The organism is Streptomyces sp. NPDC059832 (assembly GCF_042731715.1).
In the GTDB taxonomy this organism is placed as follows: domain Bacteria; phylum Actinomycetota; class Actinomycetes; order Streptomycetales; family Streptomycetaceae; genus Streptomyces.
Window position 1 is genome coordinate 81,991 of sequence record NZ_JBHWIY010000023.1, and the last position, 17,642, is coordinate 99,632.

A 17,642-nucleotide genomic window follows, 5' to 3' on the forward strand; every position below is an offset into this window, starting at 1 on the left:
TCGGCCATGGATCAGGGGCGTACGCGCCCTCTCGAACACCGGTCGCCGTACAGTGGACGCGTGCCCAGGATTCGAGCGGCCTCGGTGGCCGAGCACCGGACCATGCAGCGCGGCGCCCTCCTGGACGCCGCACGCTCCCTGCTGTCCGAGGGGGGTACGGAGGCATTGACCTTCCCCGCCCTCGCCGAACGCACGGGCCTCGCCCGGTCCTCCGTGTATGAGTACTTCCGCTCCCGCGCGGCCGTGGTCGAAGAGCTCTGCGCCGTCGACTTCCCCGTCTGGGCGGCCGAGGTCGAGAACGCCATGGAGCAGGCCACGACGCCCGAGGGCAAGATCGAGGCCTATGTGCGCCGACAGCTCGACCTCGTCGGGGACCGCCGCCACCGCGCGGTCGTCGCCATCTCGGCGAGCGAACTGGACGCCGGGGCGCGCGAGAAGATCAGGGCCGCGCACGGCGGGCTGATCGCCATGATCGTCGAGGCGCTCGGCGACCTCGGCCACGCACAGCCGAGGCTGGCGGCGATGCTGCTCCAGGGTTCGGTGGACGCCGCGGTGCGACGTATCGAACTGGCCGTGGCCGAGGAGCCGTCCGTGATCGCGGACACCGCCGTCACCATGATTCTCCGAGGCGTGCAGGGCGTACGGGACTGACGCCGTCGCCGCGTCGCGGTGACCGCGGGCAGAACGCCGGGGGCGGCGAGTCCGTCCCCGGTCCCCCCGGCCGATTCCGCGGGCTCGGGCACGCCGAACACCGGAAGCAGCCGGGACGGACCCCGCCGCAGCAGCGACGGCGGCAGCAGCGACAGCGGATCCAGATACGTGTCACCACGCAGCAGTCCCCAGTGCAGACAGCCCGACGCGCAGTGGAAGGGCCCCGCCTCCACGATCGCCACCACCTGCCCCGCCGTCACCTTCTCGCCCTTCGCGACCAGCGCCCGCACCGGTTCGTACGTGGTCCGCAGCGGCGGATCGCCGCCGCCGGCCACCTCGATCGCCATCACCCCGCGCCCCGCCACACGCCCTGCGAACGAGATCTGTCCCGAGGCGGCGGCGAGCACCGCAGCCCCCGGCTCCGTGGCGAGGTCGACCCCGCGGTGGCCCCGCGCGTAGGGGCCGGCCGGGGGTTCCCAGCCCCGTACGACCGCGGGCCGCCCCGCGAGCGGCCAGCCCCGGTCGCCCACCGACATCGGCGTCGGTACGGGAACGGGGCCGGGGCCCGGTGCTCCGGCCGCGGCGGCCGATGGGCCGCACAGCACGGCCAGCAGGCCCACCACCGCCACCACGAGCGCCCTCCGCGCGCGAAGGGAAACTGGCTCCACCGGGAAGGTCGGGCAGGTCGGATCAGCCGGGTCGGTCGGGTCGGTCGGGCAGGTCGGATCAGTCGTGCATTGCATGGCAGAACCGTCCCGCAGCCCCCCGCTCCGCGGGGATCATGAACCGGACCTGTGGACAACCAACCGGTTGTGGACAGCGCCGTCACCCGGCACCCGGGCCGTCCCGTACACTTCCTATGGCGATCCGGGTCACCGGGTCGACTTCGCACGCCCCGCCACCTCCCTCTCTGCGGACGGTGGCCGCGCTCCTCGGTCCCTCGTGGCACGGCGCGTCGGGGCGTCAGGCGCGACAGCAATCCTGCGGTCGCGACAACCGAGCACCTCAAGGAGTACGGCCATGGCCGTCGTCACGATGCGGGAGCTGCTGGAAAGCGGCGTCCACTTCGGTCACCAGACCCGTCGCTGGAACCCGAAGATGAAGCGCTTCATCTTCACCGAGCGCAACGGCATCTACATCATCGACCTGCTCCAGTCGCTGTCGTACATCGACCGCGCCTACGAGTTCGTCAAGGAGACCGTCGCCCACGGCGGCTCCATCATGTTCGTGGGTACGAAGAAGCAGGCCCAGGAGGCCATCGCCGAGCAGGCGACGCGCGTCGGCATGCCGTACGTCAACCAGCGTTGGCTCGGTGGCATGCTCACCAACTTCTCCACCGTCTACAAGCGCCTTCAGCGTCTGAAGGAGCTCGAGCTCATCGACTTCGAGGACGTGGCCGCCTCCGGCCTCACCAAGAAGGAGCTCCTGGTCCTCTCCCGCGAGAAGGCCAAGCTGGAGAAGACCCTCGGTGGTATCCGCGAGATGCAGAAGGTGCCGAGCGCCGTCTGGATCGTCGACACCAAGAAGGAGCACATCGCCGTCGGTGAGGCGCGCAAGCTCCACATCCCGGTCGTCGCGATCCTCGACACCAACTGCGACCCCGACGAGGTCGACTACAAGATTCCGGGCAACGACGACGCGATCCGCTCCGTCACCCTGCTCACCCGCGTGATCGCCGACGCCGTCGCCGAGGGCCTCATCGCCCGTTCCGGTGCCGCCACCGGTGACTCGAAGCCGGGCGAGAAGGCCGCCGGCGAGCCGCTCGCCGAGTGGGAGCGCGACCTGCTCGAGGGCGACAAGAAGGCCGACACCGAGGTGCAGACCTCCGCCGAGACCGAGAAGGTCGCGGACGCCGAGGCCGCCGAGGCCCCCGCCGCCGAGGCTGCTGCCGAGGCCCCCGCCGCCGAGGCTCCGGCCGCGGACGCCGAGCAGGCCTGACACCCGTCACGGCTGATGACGGCGGGGGCCGGTGCCACAAGCACCGCCCCCGCCGTTCACCCGTAGATCTTTCAGACTTCGAGAGAGAAATACAGACTCATGGCGAACTACACCGCCGCTGACGTCAAGAAGCTCCGCGAGCTGACCGGCGCCGGCATGATGGACTGCAAGAAGGCGCTCGACGAGGCCGACGGCAACGTCGACAAGGCCGTCGAGGCGCTCCGTATCAAGGGTCAGAAGGGCGTCGCCAAGCGCGAGGGCCGTTCTGCCGAGAACGGTGCCGTCGTCTCCCTCATCTCCGAGGACAAGACCTCCGGCGTTCTGCTCGAGCTGAAGTGCGAGACGGACTTCGTCGCCAAGGGTGACAAGTTCCAGACCGTCGCCAACACGCTCGCCGCCCACGTCGCCGCGACCTCCCCGGCCGACCTGGCCGCGCTGCTCGCCTCCGAGATCGAGGCCGGCAAGACCGTCCAGGCGTACGTCGACGAGGCCAACGCCAACCTCGGCGAGAAGATCGTCCTGGACCGCTTCGCGCAGTTCACCGGCGGTTACGTGGCTGCGTACATGCACCGCACGATGCCCGACCTCCCGCCGCAGGTCGGTGTCCTGGTCGAGCTCGACAAGGAGAACGCCGAGGTCGCCAAGGACGTCGCGCAGCACATCGCCGCCTTCGCCCCGAAGTACCTCAACCGCGACGAGGTCCCGGCCGAGACGGTCGAGAACGAGCGTCGTGTCGCCGAGGCCACCTCTCGCGAGGAGGGCAAGCCCGAGGCCGCCCTTCCGAAGATCGTCGAGGGTCGCGTCAACGGCTTCTTCAAGGACGTCGTCGTCCTGGAGCAGGCCTTCGCCAAGGACAGCAAGAAGTCCGTCCAGAAGGTTCTGGACGAGGCCGGTGTCACCCTGAAGCGCTTCTCGCGCATCAAGGTCGGCATCTGAGTCCGTCCGCGAACAACGGTGGACCCCGATAGGGTCTAGTGCAGTCGTCGGCCGCACTCACGCCGTACGACCGCAGATCTGACGAGGAGGCCATTGCCGCTGAGGGACACCAGACCCACCGGCAATGGCCTTCTTCGTATGTGCACGAGGAGAATCTCCATGAACAAGGGCGCGGACGCCGCACAAGGTGACCACAAGCGCGACGACGGCAAGGTGGCCGGACGCTTCATGCTGAAGCTGTCCGGAGAGGCGTTCGCCGGCGGCGGGGGTCTGGGTGTCGACCCCGACGTCGTACACGCCATCGCCCGGGAAATCGCGGCGGTCGTCCGCGACGGCGCGGAAATCGCGATCGTCATCGGCGGCGGCAACTTCTTCCGCGGTGCCGAGCTCCAGCAGCGCGGCATGGACCGGGCCCGGTCCGACTACATGGGCATGCTCGGCACGGTCATGAACTGCCTGGCGCTCCAGGACTTCCTGGAGAAGGAAGGCATCGACTCCCGCGTCCAGACCGCCATCACCATGGGGCAGGTCGCGGAGCCGTACATCCCGCTGCGCGCCGTGCGCCACCTGGAGAAGGGCCGTGTCGTCATCTTCGGCGCAGGCATGGGGATGCCGTACTTCTCCACCGACACCACTGCCGCCCAGCGCGCCCTGGAGATCGACGCAGAGGGCCTTCTGATGGGCAAGAACGGGGTGGACGGGGTCTACGACTCCGACCCGAAGACCAACCCCGACGCGGTGAAGTTCGACGCGCTCGAGTACAGCGAGGTTCTCGCCCGTGACCTCAAGGTCGCCGACGCCACCGCCATCACGCTCTGCCGTGACAACGACCTGCCGATCCTCGTCTTCGAGCTGACCGCCACCGGCAATATCGCCCGCGCGGTCAATGGTGAGAAGATCGGCACGCTCGTGAGTGACCGGAGCACCCGGGCCTGAGGACCGGGGGACCTTCCCGGAGTACCGCGGGGAGGTCCGGGCCCCCGGGGAAACCCCCGGGACCGGCCCCGAAGGATGGACAACGGCCTGCCGGTCGGACACCGTGCAGGTGAGGACGCGACGCAGGACCCGCCGGGCCCGAGCACGACGGGCCCACTCAAGACACGCAGGAGCACGTGGTGATCGAAGAAACCCTCCTCGAGGCCGAGGAGAAGATGGAGAAGGCCGTCGTCGTCGCGAAAGAGGACTTCGCCGCGATCCGTACCGGCCGTGCGCACCCGGCGATGTTCAACAAGATCGTCGCCGACTACTACGGCGCGCTGACCCCGATCAACCAGCTCGCCTCGTTCTCGGTGCCCGAGCCGCGCATGGCCGTCGTGACGCCGTTCGACAAGACCGCGCTGCGCAACATCGAGCAGGCCATCCGTGACTCGGATCTCGGCGTCAACCCGAGCAACGACGGCAATATCATCCGGGTGACCTTCCCGGACCTCACCGAGGAGCGCCGCCGCGACTACATCAAGGTCGCCAAGGCGAAGGCCGAGGACTCCAAGATCTCCATCCGCGCCGTGCGCCGCAAGGCCAAGGAGACCCTCGACAAGCTGGTCAAGGACAAGGAGTCGGGCGAGGACGAGGTGCGTCGCGCCGAGAAGGAGCTCGACGACACCACCGCGAAGTACGTCGCGCAGGTCGACGAGCTGCTCAAGCACAAGGAAGCCGAGCTGCTCGAAGTCTGATGAACGACTCTTCCTGGGGCGCCCCGCAGGGAGCCGGCCATTGGGGTGCGCCCGAGATGCGGGCGGGTCCTGCTTACGATGTGCATGACGCCCAGCAGACTCGGCCCATGCCCATCGTGCCGGACGTTCCCGACGCAGGTAGAGACGCTGACGACCGTGATGACCGGGGCCAGGGGGCCGGACGCCTGAGCGGCGGCCCCCTGTTCCGTGACGAGAAGCCGCAGGAGCCCATGTCCACCGCGCCGCCGCCCCCGCAGAAGAAACGTGCGGGTCGTGATCTGCGAGCCGCCATAGGGGTCGGTGTGGGGCTCGGCGCCGTCATCGTCGCCTCGCTGTTCATCGTGAAGGCCGTCTTCGTCGGTGTGATCGCCGTCGCCGTCGTCGTGGGCCTGTGGGAACTGACCTCCCGGCTCCAGGAGCGCAAGGGCATCAAGGCACCGCTCATCCCGCTGGCGGTGGGCGGCGCGGCGATGGTGGTCGCCGGTTACGCGCAGGGCGCCGAAGGCGCCTGGGTGGCGATGGCGCTGACCGCGCTGGCGGTGCTCGTCTGGCGGATGACCGAGCCGCCGGAGGGCTACCTCAAGGACGTCACGGCCGGTGTGTTCGCGGCGTTCTACGTACCGTTCCTCGCCACGTTCGTCGCCATGCTCCTGACCGCCGACGACGGGCCGCAGCGGGTGCTCACCTTCCTGCTGCTGACCGTGGTCAGCGACACGGGCGCGTACGCCGTCGGCTGGCGCTTCGGGAAGCACAAGCTCGCGCCGCGCATCAGCCCCGGAAAGACCCGGGAGGGCCTGTTCGGGGCCGTCGCCTTCGCGATGGTCGCCGGTGCGCTGTGCATGCAGTTCCTGATCGACGGCGGTGCCTGGTGGCAGGGGCTGCTGCTCGGGCTCGCGGTCGCGGCCAGCGCCACCCTCGGCGACCTGGGCGAGTCGATGATCAAGCGGGACCTCGGGATCAAGGACATGGGCACGCTGCTGCCGGGGCACGGCGGCATCATGGACCGGCTGGACTCGCTGCTGCCGACCGCCCCGGTGGTCTGGCTGCTGCTGGTGCTGTTCGTCGGCTCCGGCTGAGGTCAGGCCCCTGACCTGGGATTTTACGAGTGAGGGCCCGCTGTCCACAGGACGGCGGGCCCTCACTGTTCTGTCTGCGACACTGGATGGACCATGCCTAAGCCCGGAGAACTCACTTTCGTCGCGCCCCGCGGAGCCAAGAAGCCGCCGCGGCACCTCGCCGACCTCACGCCCGCCGAGCGCAAGGAAGCCGTCGCCGCGATCGGCGAGAAGCCGTTCCGCGCCCAGCAGCTCTCGCAGCACTACTTCGCGCGGTATGCGCACGACCCGGCCGAGTGGACCAACATCCCGGCCGGATCGCGGGACAAGCTCGCCGAGGCGATGTTCCCCGACCTGATGTCGGTGGTCCGCCACATCAGCTGCGACGACGACACCACCCGAAAGACGCTCTGGAAGCTGCACGACGGGACGCTCGTCGAGTCCGTCCTGATGCGCTACCCGGAGCGGGTGACGATGTGCATCTCCTCGCAGGCGGGATGCGGGATGAACTGCCCGTTCTGCGCGACGGGGCAGGCCGGTCTCGACCGCAATCTGTCGACCGCCGAGATCGTCCACCAGATCGTCGACGGGATGCGGGCGCTGCGCGACGGGGAGGTCCCCGGCGGTCCGGCGCGGCTCTCCAACATCGTCTTCATGGGCATGGGCGAGCCGCTCGCCAACTACAACCGGGTGGTCGGCGCGATCCGCCGGCTGACCGACCCCGAGCCGGACGGGCTGGGGCTCTCGCAGCGCGGGATCACCGTCTCCACCGTGGGCCTGGTGCCCGCGATGCTCCGCTTCGCGGACGAGGGCTTCAAGTGCCGTCTGGCCGTCTCGCTGCACGCGCCGGACGACGAGCTGCGTGACACCCTCGTCCCCGTGAACACGCGGTGGAAGGTGGGCGAGGTGCTGGACGCCGCATGGGAGTACGCGGAGAAGTCCGGTCGCCGCATCTCCATCGAGTACGCGCTGATCCGTGACATCAACGACCAGGCGTGGCGCGGTGACCGGCTCGGCCGGCTCCTCAAGGGCAAGCGGGTCCACGTCAACCTGATCCCGCTGAACCCCACGCCCGGTTCCAAGTGGACCGCCTCGCGCCCCGAGGACGAGAAGGCGTTCGTCGAGGCGATTGCGGCCCACGGGGTGCCGGTGACCGTGCGGGACACCCGTGGCCAGGAGATCGACGGGGCCTGCGGGCAGCTGGCGGCGGCCGAGCGCTGAGGCCACTCCCGGACAGGCGCCGAGGCCCGTGTAGCCTGGGCCCGAAATCAACTTCATATTCCGACAGGGGAGCGCCACAGCGCTGAGAGTGCGGCACCGAGGACAGGTCGGCCGCAGACCCTCTGAACCTCGCCCGGGTCATTCCGGGTAGGAAGTTCGGTCATCAACTCATGCTGTTGCGCCCTGCCCGCTTTTCGCGGGCGGGGCCGCGTCTCTTCCTGGCCAAAACCCAGGAGGAATCCACAATGAGCACCACGCGCAGGACCAGGCAGCTCGCGGCATCGGCCGTCGCCGCCGCACTCGGCGTCACCGCACTCGCCGGGTGCGGGAGTTCCGACGACTCGGCCTCCGGTTCCGGCGGCACGAAGGGCTCGGGCTCCAAGACCGTGACCCTCGTCAGCCATGACTCCTTCAACGCCTCCACGGACGTACTGAAGGAGTTCACCAAGGAGACCGGCTACACCGTCAAGGTGCTGAAGAGCGGTGACGCGGGTGTCGCGCTCAACCAGGAGATCCTGACCAAGGGCTCCCCGCGCGGCGACGTGTTCTTCGGTGTCGACAACACGCTGCTCTCCCGCGCCCTCGACAGCGGGCTCTTCACGCCGTACGAGGCGAAGGGCATCGACCGGGTCGCGGCAGACACCCGGCTCGACGCGGACGCGCACCGGGTCACCCCGATCGACACCGGCGACATCTGCGTCAACTACGACAGGAAGTACTTCGCCGACAAGAAGCTCGCGCCGCCGCAGTCCTTCGACGACCTGGCGAAGCCCGCGTACAAGGACCTTCTCGTCACCGAGAACGCCGGGACCTCGTCGCCCGGCCTCGGCTTCCTCCTCGGCACCATCGCCACGTACGGGGAGAAGGGCTACCAGGACTACTGGAAGAAGCTGGAGAGCAACGGCGTCAAGGTCGTCGACGGCTGGGAGCAGGCGTACGACGAGGAGTTCTCCGGCTCCGCGGGCGGCAAGAAGGCCAAGGCCGACCGGCCGCTCGTCGTCTCGTACGCCTCCAGCCCGCCCGTCGAGGTGCTGTACGCGAAGCCGCAGCCGGCGAAGGCGCCGACCGGTGTCGCCACCGGGACCTGCTTCCGCCAGATCGAGTTCGCGGGCCTGCTGAAGGGCGCGAAGAACGAGGCGGGCGGCAAGGCCCTGCTGGACTTTCTGATCAGCAAGAGGTTCCAGGAGGACATGCCGCTCAACATGTTCGTGAACCCGGTCGCCAAGGATGCGAAGCTGCCGGAGCTCTTCACGAAGTTCGGCGCGACGGTGGACCGGCCGACGACCGTCGCCCCGGACCTGATCGCCAAGAACCGTGAGCAGTGGGTCCAGTCGTGGTCCTCGCTCGTAGTGAAGTAACGAAGAGTCCCGTACGCGGACCGGACGCGAGCGGGAACGGCGGGAACGGCGAGGGCGGCGAGGGCGGGAAGGCTCCTCGGGACCGGTCGGCGCACGCGCGGTCGGCCCGTGCGAAGGCCCGGCGCGGGAGCGCGGTGCGGCTCGGCCTGATGGCCGTGCCCGTCGCGTTCTTCGCGCTGTTCTTCGCCTACCCGGTCGCCGCGATCGTCGGCCGCGGCCTGAAAGCTGACGGCGTCTGGCAGTTCGGCCGGATCGGCGAGGTGCTGACCCGGCCGGACATCCGCGACGTCCTCTGGTTCACCAGCTGGCAGGCGCTCGCCTCGACCGCGCTGACCCTGCTGATCGCGCTGCCCGGCGCCTATGTCTTCGCCCGCTTCGACTTCCCCGGCAAACAACTGCTGCGGGCGGTCGTCACGGTGCCGTTCGTCCTGCCGACCGTGGTCGTGGGGACGGCCTTCCTGGCGCTGCTGGGACGCGGTGGATTCCTCGACCAGCTCTGGGGCGTACGGCTCGACACCACCGTCTGGGCGATTCTGCTCGCCCATGTCTTCTTCAACTACGCGGTGGTCGTACGGACGGTCGGCGGGCTGTGGGCCCAGCTCGACCCCCGGCAGGAGGAGGCCGCCAGAGTGCTGGGCGCGGGGCGGTTCGCCGCCTGGCGGCTGGTCACCCTGCCGGCCCTCGCACCCGCGGTGGCCGCGGCCGCGCTGATGGTCTTCCTCTTCACCTTCACCTCCTTCGGAGTCGTGCAGATCCTCGGCGGTCCGGGGTACTCCACGCTGGAGGTGGAGATCTACCGGCAGACCGCGCAGCTGCTCGCCCTGCCGACGGCCGCCGTGCTGACGCTGGTGCAGTTCGCCGCGGTCGGCGCGATCCTCGCCGTGCACGCGTGGACCGTACGGCGCCGGGAGACCGCGCTGAAACTGGTCGACCCGGCTCGGACCGCGCGCAGGCCGCGGGGTGCCGGGCAGTGGGCGTTGCTCTGCGGGGTGCTGCTGACCGTACTGCTGCTGATCCTGCTGCCGCTCGGGGTACTGGTCGAGCGCTCGATGGACACCACCGGCGGTCATGGTTTCGACTTCTACCGTGCGCTGGCGTCCGTGGACGCCGGTGGCGGTACGTTCCTGGTCGCGCCGCTCGAAGCGATCTGGAACTCCCTCCAGTACGCGCTGGTCGCGACGGTCATCGCCCTGGTCATCGGCGGGCTGGCCGCCGCGGCGCTGACCCGGCGCGCCGGCCGGCTCGTGCGCGGCTTCGACGCACTGCTGATGCTGCCGCTCGGGGTGTCCGCGGTCACCGTCGGCTTCGGCTTCCTGATCACCCTGGACAAGCCGCCGCTGGATCTGCGGACTTCCTGGATCCTGGTGCCGCTCGCCCAGGCGCTGGTCGGTGTGCCCTTCGTCGTACGGACCATGCTGCCCGTCCTGCGCGCGGTGGACGGGCGGCTCCGGGAGGCGGCCGCGGTGCTCGGGGCGTCACCGCTGCGGGCCTGGCGGGAGGTCGATCTGCCGCTGGTGCGACGGGCGTTGCTGGTCGCGGCCGGTTTCGCGTTCGCCGTCTCGCTCGGTGAGTTCGGCGCGACGGTCTTCATCGCGCGGCCCGACCGCCCGACGCTGCCGGTCGCCGTGGCCCGGCTGCTGGGGCGGGCCGGGGAGCTCAACTACGGCCAGGCGATGGCCCTCAGCACCATCCTGATGGTGGTCTGCGCCGTCTCGCTGCTGCTGCTCGAACGTATCCGCACGGACCGGTCCGGGGAGTTCTAGAGATGCTGACACTGGAATCGGCCACGGTTCGCTTCGGCGAGCGGGCGGCGCTCGACGCGGTGGACCTGGAGGTCGCCGAGCACGAGATCGTATGTGTGCTCGGGCCGAGCGGAAGCGGCAAGTCCACGCTGCTGCGGGTGGTCGCCGGGCTGCATCCGCCGGACGGCGGCCGGGTGCTGCTGGACGGCGCGGATCAGGCCGGGGTGCCGGTGCACCGGCGCGGTCTCGGCCTGATGTTCCAGGACCACCAGCTCTTCCCGCACCGGGACGTCGGCGCCAATGTCGCGTTCGGGCTGCGGATGCACGGGGTGTCGCGCCGCGATCAGGAGCGCAGGGTCGGTGAACTCCTCGACCTGGTGGGCCTGCCCGGTGCCGAACGGCGCGCCGTCGCCGCGCTGTCCGGCGGTGAGCAGCAGCGCGTCGCCCTCGCGCGGGCCCTCGCCCCGCGGCCCAAGCTGCTGATGCTGGACGAGCCGCTCGGCCAGCTCGACCGCGGTCTGCGTGAGCGGCTCGTCGTCGAACTGCGCACGCTCTTCGGGCAGTTGGGTACGACGGTGCTCGCGGTCACGCACGACCAGGGTGAGGCGTTCGCCCTGGCCGACCAGGTGGTGGTGATGCGCGACGGGCGGATCGCCCAGGCGGGCACCCCGCTGGAGGTCTGGCAGCGGCCCGCCTCCGCCTTCGTCGCGCGGTTCCTGGGCTTCGACAACGTGGTCGAGGCGACGGTGACCGGCACGGTCGCCCACACGGTGTGGGGCAGGGTGCCGGTGCCCGAGGGCACGCCGCAGGGGGCCTGCGATCTGCTGGTGCGTCCGGCCGGGGTCCGGATAGGCGCCCCGGACGAGGGGCTGCGCTGCGTGGTCGGGACGCGTACGTTCCGGGGCAACCACGTCGCGGTACGGCTGACGCCGCGGAGCGGTCCGGTCCTGGAGGCGGAGTGCGCGCTGCGGGACGCCCCCGAGGAAGGTGCGGTGGTCGGGGTCGCCTTCGAGGCGGCGGAGACCGTCGTCCTGCCCGCCCGCTCCTGACCGGGCGCGTCCCGCGGCGTTCACCGGACCGGACGCGCCGGAGGCGGCACCGGTCGCGGGAGTCGGCCGTCGGCCGGACGATGGCCTGATGCCCCGGAGCGCGGCTCCGGCCGCCCCGGGGACCTCCGGCACGTCTTCGCGGACAGCCCCGGGGCCGTGCAGCAGAACCGGAACGACTCCGGGAAGGACAGGGACATGACCGAGTCAGCACGCGAGGGCATCGACATCACCCGCATCCTCCGGGCCCCGCGGGAACGGGTCTTCGAGGCCTGGACGACGCCCGAGCACTTCGCGGCCTGGTACGGCGGTGACGCCGAGGTGCCGCTCGACCGGGTGTCGATGGATGTCAGGCCGGGCGGTGCCTGGAGCCTGGTCATGGTGGTACCGGGCATCGAGATGCCGTTCCACGGGGTCTACCGGGAGGTGGTGGCCCCGGAGCGGCTGGTGTTCACGATGAAGGACGCCTCCGCGCCCGCCGACATCGAGGGCGAGACCGTCACCGCCACCTTCACCGACCGCGGCGACAACACCACCGAGATGGTCTTCCAGCAGCGCGGCGGCAACCTCACGGCCGAGCAGTACGCGGCGGCCGAGGACGGCTGGGAGGCGTTCTTCGACGCGCTCGTGGCCCGGCTCGCGTCCTTCTGAAGCGGCCCCGGCCTACGGTTTCGCCGACAGCCGGGCGAGCGCCTGGGGGGCCTCGTCCACCGTGTCCACGAGCGCGATCCGGGGCTCCATCGCCCGGCCGGCGGCCAGCGCGCGCAGCAGCGGCCACGCGGGCAGCGTGCGCGTCCAGTGGGCGCGGTCGACCAGCACCATCGGGGTCGGCCCGCCGAGGGAGCCGTAGTAGTTCGGCGTCGTGTTGTCGAAGATCTCCTGTACGGTGCCGGCCGCGCCGGGCAGGAAGATCACGCCCGCCGTGGACCGGGTGAGCAGCCCGTCCTCGCGGAGCGCGTTGGCGAAGTACTTGGCGATGCGGTCCGCGAACGGGTTCGGCGGCTCGTGCCCGTAGAACCAGGTGGGGATCGAGACGGAACCGCCGCCGCCCGGCCAACGCCCGCGTACGTCGAAGGCGGCCAGCGCCCAGTCGGTGACCGACGGGGTGAACGAGGGCGCCGCGGCCAGCAGCGCGCAGGCCTCGTCCAGCACGGGATCGGGGTGCGGCGCCGTGTACGCCCCGAGGTTCGCGGCCTCCATCGCGCCGGGCCCACCGCCGGTGGCCACCGTCAGGCCGTCCCGGGCGAGTGTCCGTCCCAGCCGGGCCGCGGCCGCGTACGGGGCGCTGCCGCGGGCGGTCGCGTGGCCGCCCATGACCCCGACCACGCGGGCGCCGGCGAGGAACTCGTCCAGCGCGTCGGAGACCGCGTCGTCGTGGAGCGCCCGCAGCATCGACGCGAAGGTGTCGCCGTTCGCCCGCGTCTGCTGGAACCAGCGGTAGGCGCGGGCGTCGGGCGTCGCCGCGTAACCGCCGTCCGACAGCCCCGCGTAGAGCGCGTCGGGGGAGTAGAGCCTGCCGCGGTACGGATCGAAGGGGAGTCCGGGCACGGGCGGGAAGACGAACGCGCCGTCGGCCCGCACCTTCGCCGCCGCCCCGGGTTCCATCCGGCAGCCGAGGAAGACGGCGCCGGACGTATCCGCGGCCAGCAGGGCGGCGCCCCGGTCGGTCAGGTCGACGGACTGGATCCGGTGTCCGGCCAGCGTCCCCGAGGCGACCGCCTCGTCGAATTCGGCGAGCGACTCGATCTCGGGGCCGGGCAGGGAACCGGCGTTGTCCGGATTGTCCACGGTGTCATGCTACGTAGCGGCCGCCGGACCGGCCCCGGGCCGCGGCGCGTCCTCAGGCCGTCAGCGGTAGTGCGGCCAGCTCCGCGATCAGCCAGGTCAGCGGGGCGAAGACGAGCAGCAGTACGGCGGCGCGCAGGGCCGTCGCGGCCCGCAGCGCCGATGCCGGGGCGCCGAGCCGCAGCAGCGCCTGCGCCGTCTGTGCGCGGGCCTGCCTCGACTCCAGCGCCGAGGTCAGCAGCGTCGCCGTCGTGCAGCCGAGCACGAGTACCGCGCCCAGTGCCGTGAGCGGGCCGAGGCGGTGTGCTCCCGCCCCGTACAGCGCGTATCCGCCGACAGCCGCGGCGAGCACCGCGCAGACCACACCGAGCGGCCGGCCGATCCGGCGTGACTCGTCCATCAGCACCCGGCCCGCCAGCAGACGTACGGCGCCGGGGCGCACCGCCTGCAGCAGCCGCCCGCACAGATGGGCCAGGCCCGGACCCGCCACGGCCAGCCCGGCCGCCGTCAGCGTCCATCCCGCCAGCATCCCGGCCGGGGTGGCGTCCAGCCTGCCGGGCAGCGGGAGCAGGCTGTGGCCGTCGCCCCGGCTCATGTACGCCTCCACGGCGAGGCCGACCGCGGTCAGCGCCACGCCCCACGGCAGCCCCGTCGGCGGCGCCGCCGGATCGGGTGCCTCCGGCTCCGTCAGGACGTCCGATGAGGCGTTGTCCGGGGCCGCCGTCGAGACCGGCTCGGCGCGCATCGCGAGCGCGCTCGCCGTCGCCGCGGCCACCGGGACCAGGGCCAGCAGCACGAGCGCGGCGGCGAGCGGCAGCGGGGCTTCGGCGTCGAGCAGCCCGGCCGCCGCGCCGTCGAACGGCAGCCCGGACAGATCACCGCGCAGATGCAGGAAGAACAGCAGCGCCACCATCGACCCGAGGGTGCAGGAGACGGCGGTGGAGACCGCGGCGAGCACCGCGAGCCGGACCGGCCCGAGGCCCACCGAGGACAGTCCGGAGCGCGGCCGGGTGCTCGGGTCCGTACGTGCCACCGCGACCGCGAACTGCACGGTGGCGGCGAGCGGCACGAAGCACCACAGCAGGCGCAGCACGGCCCCGGTGGAGTGCGCCGGGTGCCCCGACGCGTAGCTCAGGGTGCACAGCAGCAGGAATCCGACGCCGGCGGAGGCGGCGGCGACCAGCAGTCGCCGCAGCAGGACCAGCGGATGGGAACCCCGGGCTAGACGGAGAGCGAGCACGCCGCGCGGCCTTCCGTATCGGACACGGCGGGCAGGGCGACGGTGGCGACGCGGCGGCCGTCCAGCAGCGGGACCGTGCGGTCGGCGAGGGCGGCGATCTCCGCGTCATGGGTGGCGAACACGATCGTGATGCCGTGCGAACGGGCCGCGCTGGTGAGGGTGCGCAGCACATGCGTCCGGTCGCTCCGGTGCAGCGTCGCGGTCGGCTCGTCGGCGAAGATCACCGTGGGGGCGCCGGCCAGGGCGCGGGCCACGGCGATCCGCTGGCGCTGCCCCTGGAGCAGGGTGTGCGGTCGCTGTCTGGCGCATGGGCCGATGTCGAGCCGTTCCAGCCACTCCAGGGCGGCCTTCTTCGCCTCCCGGCGGGGGGTGCCGCGCAGCAGCAGCGGAAGGGCCGTGTTCTCCCAGGTGTTCAGCTCGGGCACGAGCTGGGGCTCGGGGGCGATCCAGCCGAACCTGTCGCGGCGCAGCCGTTCACGCAACCGGGGTCCCATGGTGTGGACGGGGACGCTGTTGAACCACACCTCGCCCTGCTCGGGCACCAGTTGACCGGACAGACAGTGCAGCAGGGTCGTCTTGCCACAGCCCCGGGGGCCGGTCACGGCGAGGATCTCGCCGTCGCGGACGCCCAGGGAGACGCCGCCGAGCGCGGGTGAGCCGCTGTGGGAATGGTGCAGGGAACGCGCCCAGATCACGTCGTTGTCCGGCGGAGCCACCATGGCGTACACCTCGGTTCAGATCGTAATTCCCGTCCCCCGTACGGGGGAACGAAGAGAGGGCCGATCGGTCACTCGGCACCGTAAGGATTCGAACCGCGGTGAGCGCACAGCACACGGCCCGGATGCGCCCCTTCCCACTCGAATGGGCGCATCCGGGCCGTGCGGACCGTATGAGGATGACGGCTGGAAGCCGGTCAAGCAGTGGTCAAACGAGGGTCAAGCCGGAAAGGCCGGTCCGATGGGCCGGGGGCGCGGGAGCCCCTGACCCGCCGGCCGGACGGCCGGGCGGCCGACCGGCGGCCGATCCGTGGTCGGCCGGCCGGTCGTCGTGCCGGTCAGAGCTTGGTCCACGCCTCCGTGAGGACGGCGCGCAGGATGCCCTCGATCTCGTCGAACGTCGACTGGTCGGAGACCAGCGGCGGCGCGAGCTGGACGACCGGGTCGCCGCGGTCGTCGGCCCGGCAGTACAGACCGTTGTCGTACAGCGCCTTGGAGAGGAAGCCGTACAGGACGCGCTCGGTCTCCTCGTCGGTGAAGGTCTCCTTGGTGGCCTTGTCCTTCACCAGCTCGATGCCGTAGAAGAAGCCGTTGCCGCGGACGTCGCCCACGATCGGCAGGTCGAGGAGCTTCTGCAGCGTCGTGAAGAACGCGTTCTCGTTGTCCAGGACGTGCTGGTTGAGGCCCTCGCGCTCGAAGATGTCGAGGTTGGCGAGGCCGACCGCCGCGGAGACCGGGTGGCCACCGAAGGTGTAGCCGTGCAGGAAGGTGTTGTCACCCTCGTAGAACGGCGCGGCGATGCGGTCCGAGACGATGCAGGCACCGATCGGGGAGTAGCCCGAGGTCATGCCCTTGGCGCAGGTGATCATGTCCGGCACGTAGCCGAACTTGTCGCAGGCGAACATCGTGCCGAGGCGGCCGAAGGCGCAGATGACCTCGTCGGAGACGAGCAGCACGTCGTACTTGTCGCAGATCTCGCGCACGCGCTGGAAGTATCCGGGCGGCGGCGGGAAGCAGCCACCGGCGTTCTGCACCGGCTCCAGGAAGACCGCGGCGACGGTCTCCGGGCCCTCGAAGAGGATCTCCTGCTCGATCTGGTCGGCGGCCCAGCGGCCGAAGGCCTCGGGGTCGTCGCCGTGGATCGGGGCGCGGTAGATGTTGGTGTTCGGCACCTTGTGCGCGCCGGGGACCAGCGGCTCGAAGGGGGCCTTCAGGGCCGGCAGGCCGGTGATGGACAGGGCGCCCTGCGGGGTGCCGTGGTAGGCGACCGCACGCGAGATGACCTTGTACTTGGTCGGCTTGCCCTGGAGCTTGAAGTACTGCTTGGCCAGCTTCCAGGCGGTCTCCACGGCCTCGCCGCCACCGGTGGTGAAGAAGACCTTGTTGAGGTCGCCCGGTGCGTAGTCGGCCAGGCGCTCGGCCAGCTCGACGGCCTTCGGGTGGGCGTAGGACCACACCGGGAAGAAGCCCAGCTCCTGGCCCTGCTTGTAGGCCGCCTCGGCGAGCTCGTGACGGCCGTGACCGGCGTTGACCACGAACAGGCCGGACAGGCCGTCCAGGTAACGCTTGCCCTGGTCGTCGAAGATGTAGGTGCCCTCGCCACGCACGATGGTGGGAACGGGCGCGTTCTCGTAGTCCGACATGCGGGTGAAGTGCATCCACAGGTGGTCGTACGCGGTTCGGCTGAGGTCCTTGCTCACGGCTATCGGGTTCCCCACATATAGGTCTGCTTCTTGAGCTTCAGGTACACGAAGCTCTCGGTGGAGCGCACGCCGGGGAGGGTCCGGATGCGTTTGTTGATCGTTTCCAGCAGGTGGTCGTCGTCCTCGCAGACGATCTCCACCATCAGGTCGAAGGAGCCCGCGGTCATCACCACGTACTCGCACTCGGCCATGGCCGACAGCGCCTCGGCGACGGGATCGAGGTCGCCCTCGACATTGATGCCGACCATCGCCTGCCGCCGGAATCCCACGGTGAGGGGATCGGTGACGGCGACGATCTGCATCACGCCCTGATCGAGCAGCTTCTGGACGCGCTGCCGCACGGCCGCCTCGGAGAGGCCGACGGCCTTGCCGATCGCGGCGTACGGACGGCGCCCGTCCTCCTGGAGCTGCTCGATGATTGCGAGGGACACGGCATCGACCGCTGGTGACGATCCGTTCCCGGTCCTGGAGTCTGCGCTGCGACTGGCCACGCATCCACTGTGCACCGGGACTCGTCTGTCTGGCAACCCCAGATCGATGAAATTCGTTGTTTGAAGGTCCGGATCTCACTGAATCCG

Annotated in this window: 16 protein-coding genes, 1 pseudogene and 1 riboswitch; of the genes and pseudogenes, 11 read left to right on the plus strand and 6 right to left on the minus strand. The window is 70.7% G+C overall.

The annotated features are described in order from the left end of the window. The first annotated feature begins 84 nt into the window (after positions 1 to 84). Positions 85 to 651, plus strand: a complete 567-nt coding sequence (locus tag ACFV8T_RS31535; RefSeq protein ID WP_385334329.1) for a TetR/AcrR family transcriptional regulator — start codon at positions 85 to 87, stop codon at positions 649 to 651. Positions 652 to 731: 80 nt separating this feature from the next. Here ACFV8T_RS31535 and ACFV8T_RS31540 read toward each other — a convergent pair. Beyond that, positions 732 to 1,319, minus strand: a pseudogene (locus tag ACFV8T_RS31540) (peptidoglycan DD-metalloendopeptidase family protein); the annotation flags it as partial. Positions 1,320 to 1,671: 352 nt separating this feature from the next. Here ACFV8T_RS31540 and rpsB point away from each other — a divergent pair. The 10 genes from rpsB (at position 1,672) to ACFV8T_RS31590 (ending at position 12,271) form a co-directional block, all read left to right on the plus strand. Next, positions 1,672 to 2,589, plus strand: coding sequence for a 30S ribosomal protein S2 (gene rpsB / locus ACFV8T_RS31545; RefSeq protein WP_385334259.1), 918 nt, complete (start codon positions 1,672 to 1,674; stop codon positions 2,587 to 2,589). Between the two features lie 99 nt (positions 2,590 to 2,688). Further along, positions 2,689 to 3,525, plus strand: a complete 837-nt coding sequence (gene tsf / locus ACFV8T_RS31550; protein WP_266427310.1) for a translation elongation factor Ts — start codon at positions 2,689 to 2,691, stop codon at positions 3,523 to 3,525. A 159-nt stretch (positions 3,526 to 3,684) separates the two neighbouring features. Continuing rightward, complete coding sequence (gene pyrH, locus ACFV8T_RS31555) at positions 3,685 to 4,461, plus strand: UMP kinase (RefSeq protein WP_385334261.1); 777 nt, start codon at positions 3,685 to 3,687, stop codon at positions 4,459 to 4,461. 179 nt (positions 4,462 to 4,640) lie between these two features. Then, on the plus strand, positions 4,641 to 5,198 hold the full coding sequence (frr, locus tag ACFV8T_RS31560) for a ribosome recycling factor (protein ID WP_266427315.1): 558 nt from the start codon (positions 4,641 to 4,643) through the stop codon (positions 5,196 to 5,198). After that, complete coding sequence (locus ACFV8T_RS31565) at positions 5,198 to 6,274, plus strand: phosphatidate cytidylyltransferase (RefSeq protein WP_385334263.1); 1,077 nt, start codon at positions 5,198 to 5,200, stop codon at positions 6,272 to 6,274. Before frr ends, ACFV8T_RS31565 begins: the two co-directional genes overlap by 1 nt. A 93-nt stretch (positions 6,275 to 6,367) precedes the next feature. Beyond that, the gene (rlmN, locus tag ACFV8T_RS31570) at positions 6,368 to 7,474 is read left to right on the plus strand and encodes a 23S rRNA (adenine(2503)-C(2))-methyltransferase RlmN (RefSeq protein WP_093899078.1); all 1,107 of its coding nucleotides are present in this window, start codon (positions 6,368 to 6,370) and stop codon (positions 7,472 to 7,474) included. 55 nt (positions 7,475 to 7,529) lie between these two features. Next, positions 7,530 to 7,646, plus strand: a riboswitch (TPP riboswitch). A gap of 73 nt (positions 7,647 to 7,719) precedes the next feature. Continuing rightward, positions 7,720 to 8,832 (plus strand): thiamine ABC transporter substrate binding subunit, encoded by a 1,113-nt coding sequence (locus ACFV8T_RS31575; protein ID WP_385334265.1) that lies wholly within the window; start codon positions 7,720 to 7,722, stop codon positions 8,830 to 8,832. Positions 8,833 to 8,981: 149 nt separating this feature from the next. After that, complete coding sequence (locus ACFV8T_RS31580) at positions 8,982 to 10,595, plus strand: ABC transporter permease (protein WP_385334331.1); 1,614 nt, start codon at positions 8,982 to 8,984, stop codon at positions 10,593 to 10,595. A gap of 2 nt (positions 10,596 to 10,597) precedes the next feature. Then, positions 10,598 to 11,623 carry an ABC transporter ATP-binding protein gene (locus ACFV8T_RS31585; RefSeq protein WP_385334267.1) on the plus strand — a complete coding sequence of 342 codons (1,026 nt, stop codon included), beginning with the start codon at positions 10,598 to 10,600 and terminating at the stop codon, positions 11,621 to 11,623. Between the two features lie 195 nt (positions 11,624 to 11,818). Further along, positions 11,819 to 12,271, plus strand: coding sequence for an SRPBCC domain-containing protein (locus ACFV8T_RS31590; protein WP_385334269.1), 453 nt, complete (start codon positions 11,819 to 11,821; stop codon positions 12,269 to 12,271). A 12-nt stretch (positions 12,272 to 12,283) separates the two neighbouring features. Here the strand turns inward: ACFV8T_RS31590 and ACFV8T_RS31595 are convergent, their stop codons facing one another. The 5 genes from ACFV8T_RS31595 to ACFV8T_RS31615 all read right to left on the minus strand — a co-directional run bounded on the left by ACFV8T_RS31595 (position 12,284) and on the right by ACFV8T_RS31615 (position 17,555). Continuing rightward, positions 12,284 to 13,408: an LOG family protein gene (locus ACFV8T_RS31595; RefSeq protein WP_385334270.1), complete on the minus strand. Its 1,125-nt coding sequence runs from the start codon at positions 13,406 to 13,408 to the stop codon at positions 12,284 to 12,286. Between the two features lie 52 nt (positions 13,409 to 13,460). Beyond that, on the minus strand, positions 13,461 to 14,645 hold the full coding sequence (locus ACFV8T_RS31600) for a hypothetical protein (protein ID WP_385334271.1): 1,185 nt from the start codon (positions 14,643 to 14,645) through the stop codon (positions 13,461 to 13,463). Next, positions 14,627 to 15,364 (minus strand): ABC transporter ATP-binding protein, encoded by a 738-nt coding sequence (locus ACFV8T_RS31605; protein WP_385334273.1) that lies wholly within the window; start codon positions 15,362 to 15,364, stop codon positions 14,627 to 14,629. Before ACFV8T_RS31605 ends, ACFV8T_RS31600 begins: the two co-directional genes overlap by 19 nt. A gap of 335 nt (positions 15,365 to 15,699) precedes the next feature. Beyond that, positions 15,700 to 17,079: an aspartate aminotransferase family protein gene (locus ACFV8T_RS31610; protein WP_385334275.1), complete on the minus strand. Its 1,380-nt coding sequence runs from the start codon at positions 17,077 to 17,079 to the stop codon at positions 15,700 to 15,702. After that, the gene (locus tag ACFV8T_RS31615) at positions 17,064 to 17,555 is read right to left on the minus strand and encodes an Lrp/AsnC family transcriptional regulator (protein ID WP_030569493.1); all 492 of its coding nucleotides are present in this window, start codon (positions 17,553 to 17,555) and stop codon (positions 17,064 to 17,066) included. Before ACFV8T_RS31615 ends, ACFV8T_RS31610 begins: the two co-directional genes overlap by 16 nt. Positions 17,556 to 17,642: the final 87 nt, after the last annotated feature.

Coding starts and splice junctions, on each gene's coding strand:
- rpsB (WP_385334259.1), top strand. CDS start 1,672: ATGGCCGTCGTCACGATGCGGGAGCTGCTGGAAAGCGGCGTCCACTTC.
- pyrH (WP_385334261.1), top strand. CDS start 3,685: ATGAACAAGGGCGCGGACGCCGCACAAGGTGACCACAAGCGCGACGAC.
- ACFV8T_RS31605 (WP_385334273.1), bottom strand. CDS start 15,364: ATGGTGGCTCCGCCGGACAACGACGTGATCTGGGCGCGTTCCCTGCAC.
- ACFV8T_RS31580 (WP_385334331.1), top strand. CDS start 8,982: ATGGCCGTGCCCGTCGCGTTCTTCGCGCTGTTCTTCGCCTACCCGGTC.
- ACFV8T_RS31585 (WP_385334267.1), top strand. CDS start 10,598: ATGCTGACACTGGAATCGGCCACGGTTCGCTTCGGCGAGCGGGCGGCG.
- ACFV8T_RS31565 (WP_385334263.1), top strand. CDS start 5,198: ATGAACGACTCTTCCTGGGGCGCCCCGCAGGGAGCCGGCCATTGGGGT.
- ACFV8T_RS31575 (WP_385334265.1), top strand. CDS start 7,720: ATGAGCACCACGCGCAGGACCAGGCAGCTCGCGGCATCGGCCGTCGCC.
- ACFV8T_RS31590 (WP_385334269.1), top strand. CDS start 11,819: ATGACCGAGTCAGCACGCGAGGGCATCGACATCACCCGCATCCTCCGG.
- rlmN (WP_093899078.1), top strand. CDS start 6,368: ATGCCTAAGCCCGGAGAACTCACTTTCGTCGCGCCCCGCGGAGCCAAG.
- tsf (WP_266427310.1), top strand. CDS start 2,689: ATGGCGAACTACACCGCCGCTGACGTCAAGAAGCTCCGCGAGCTGACC.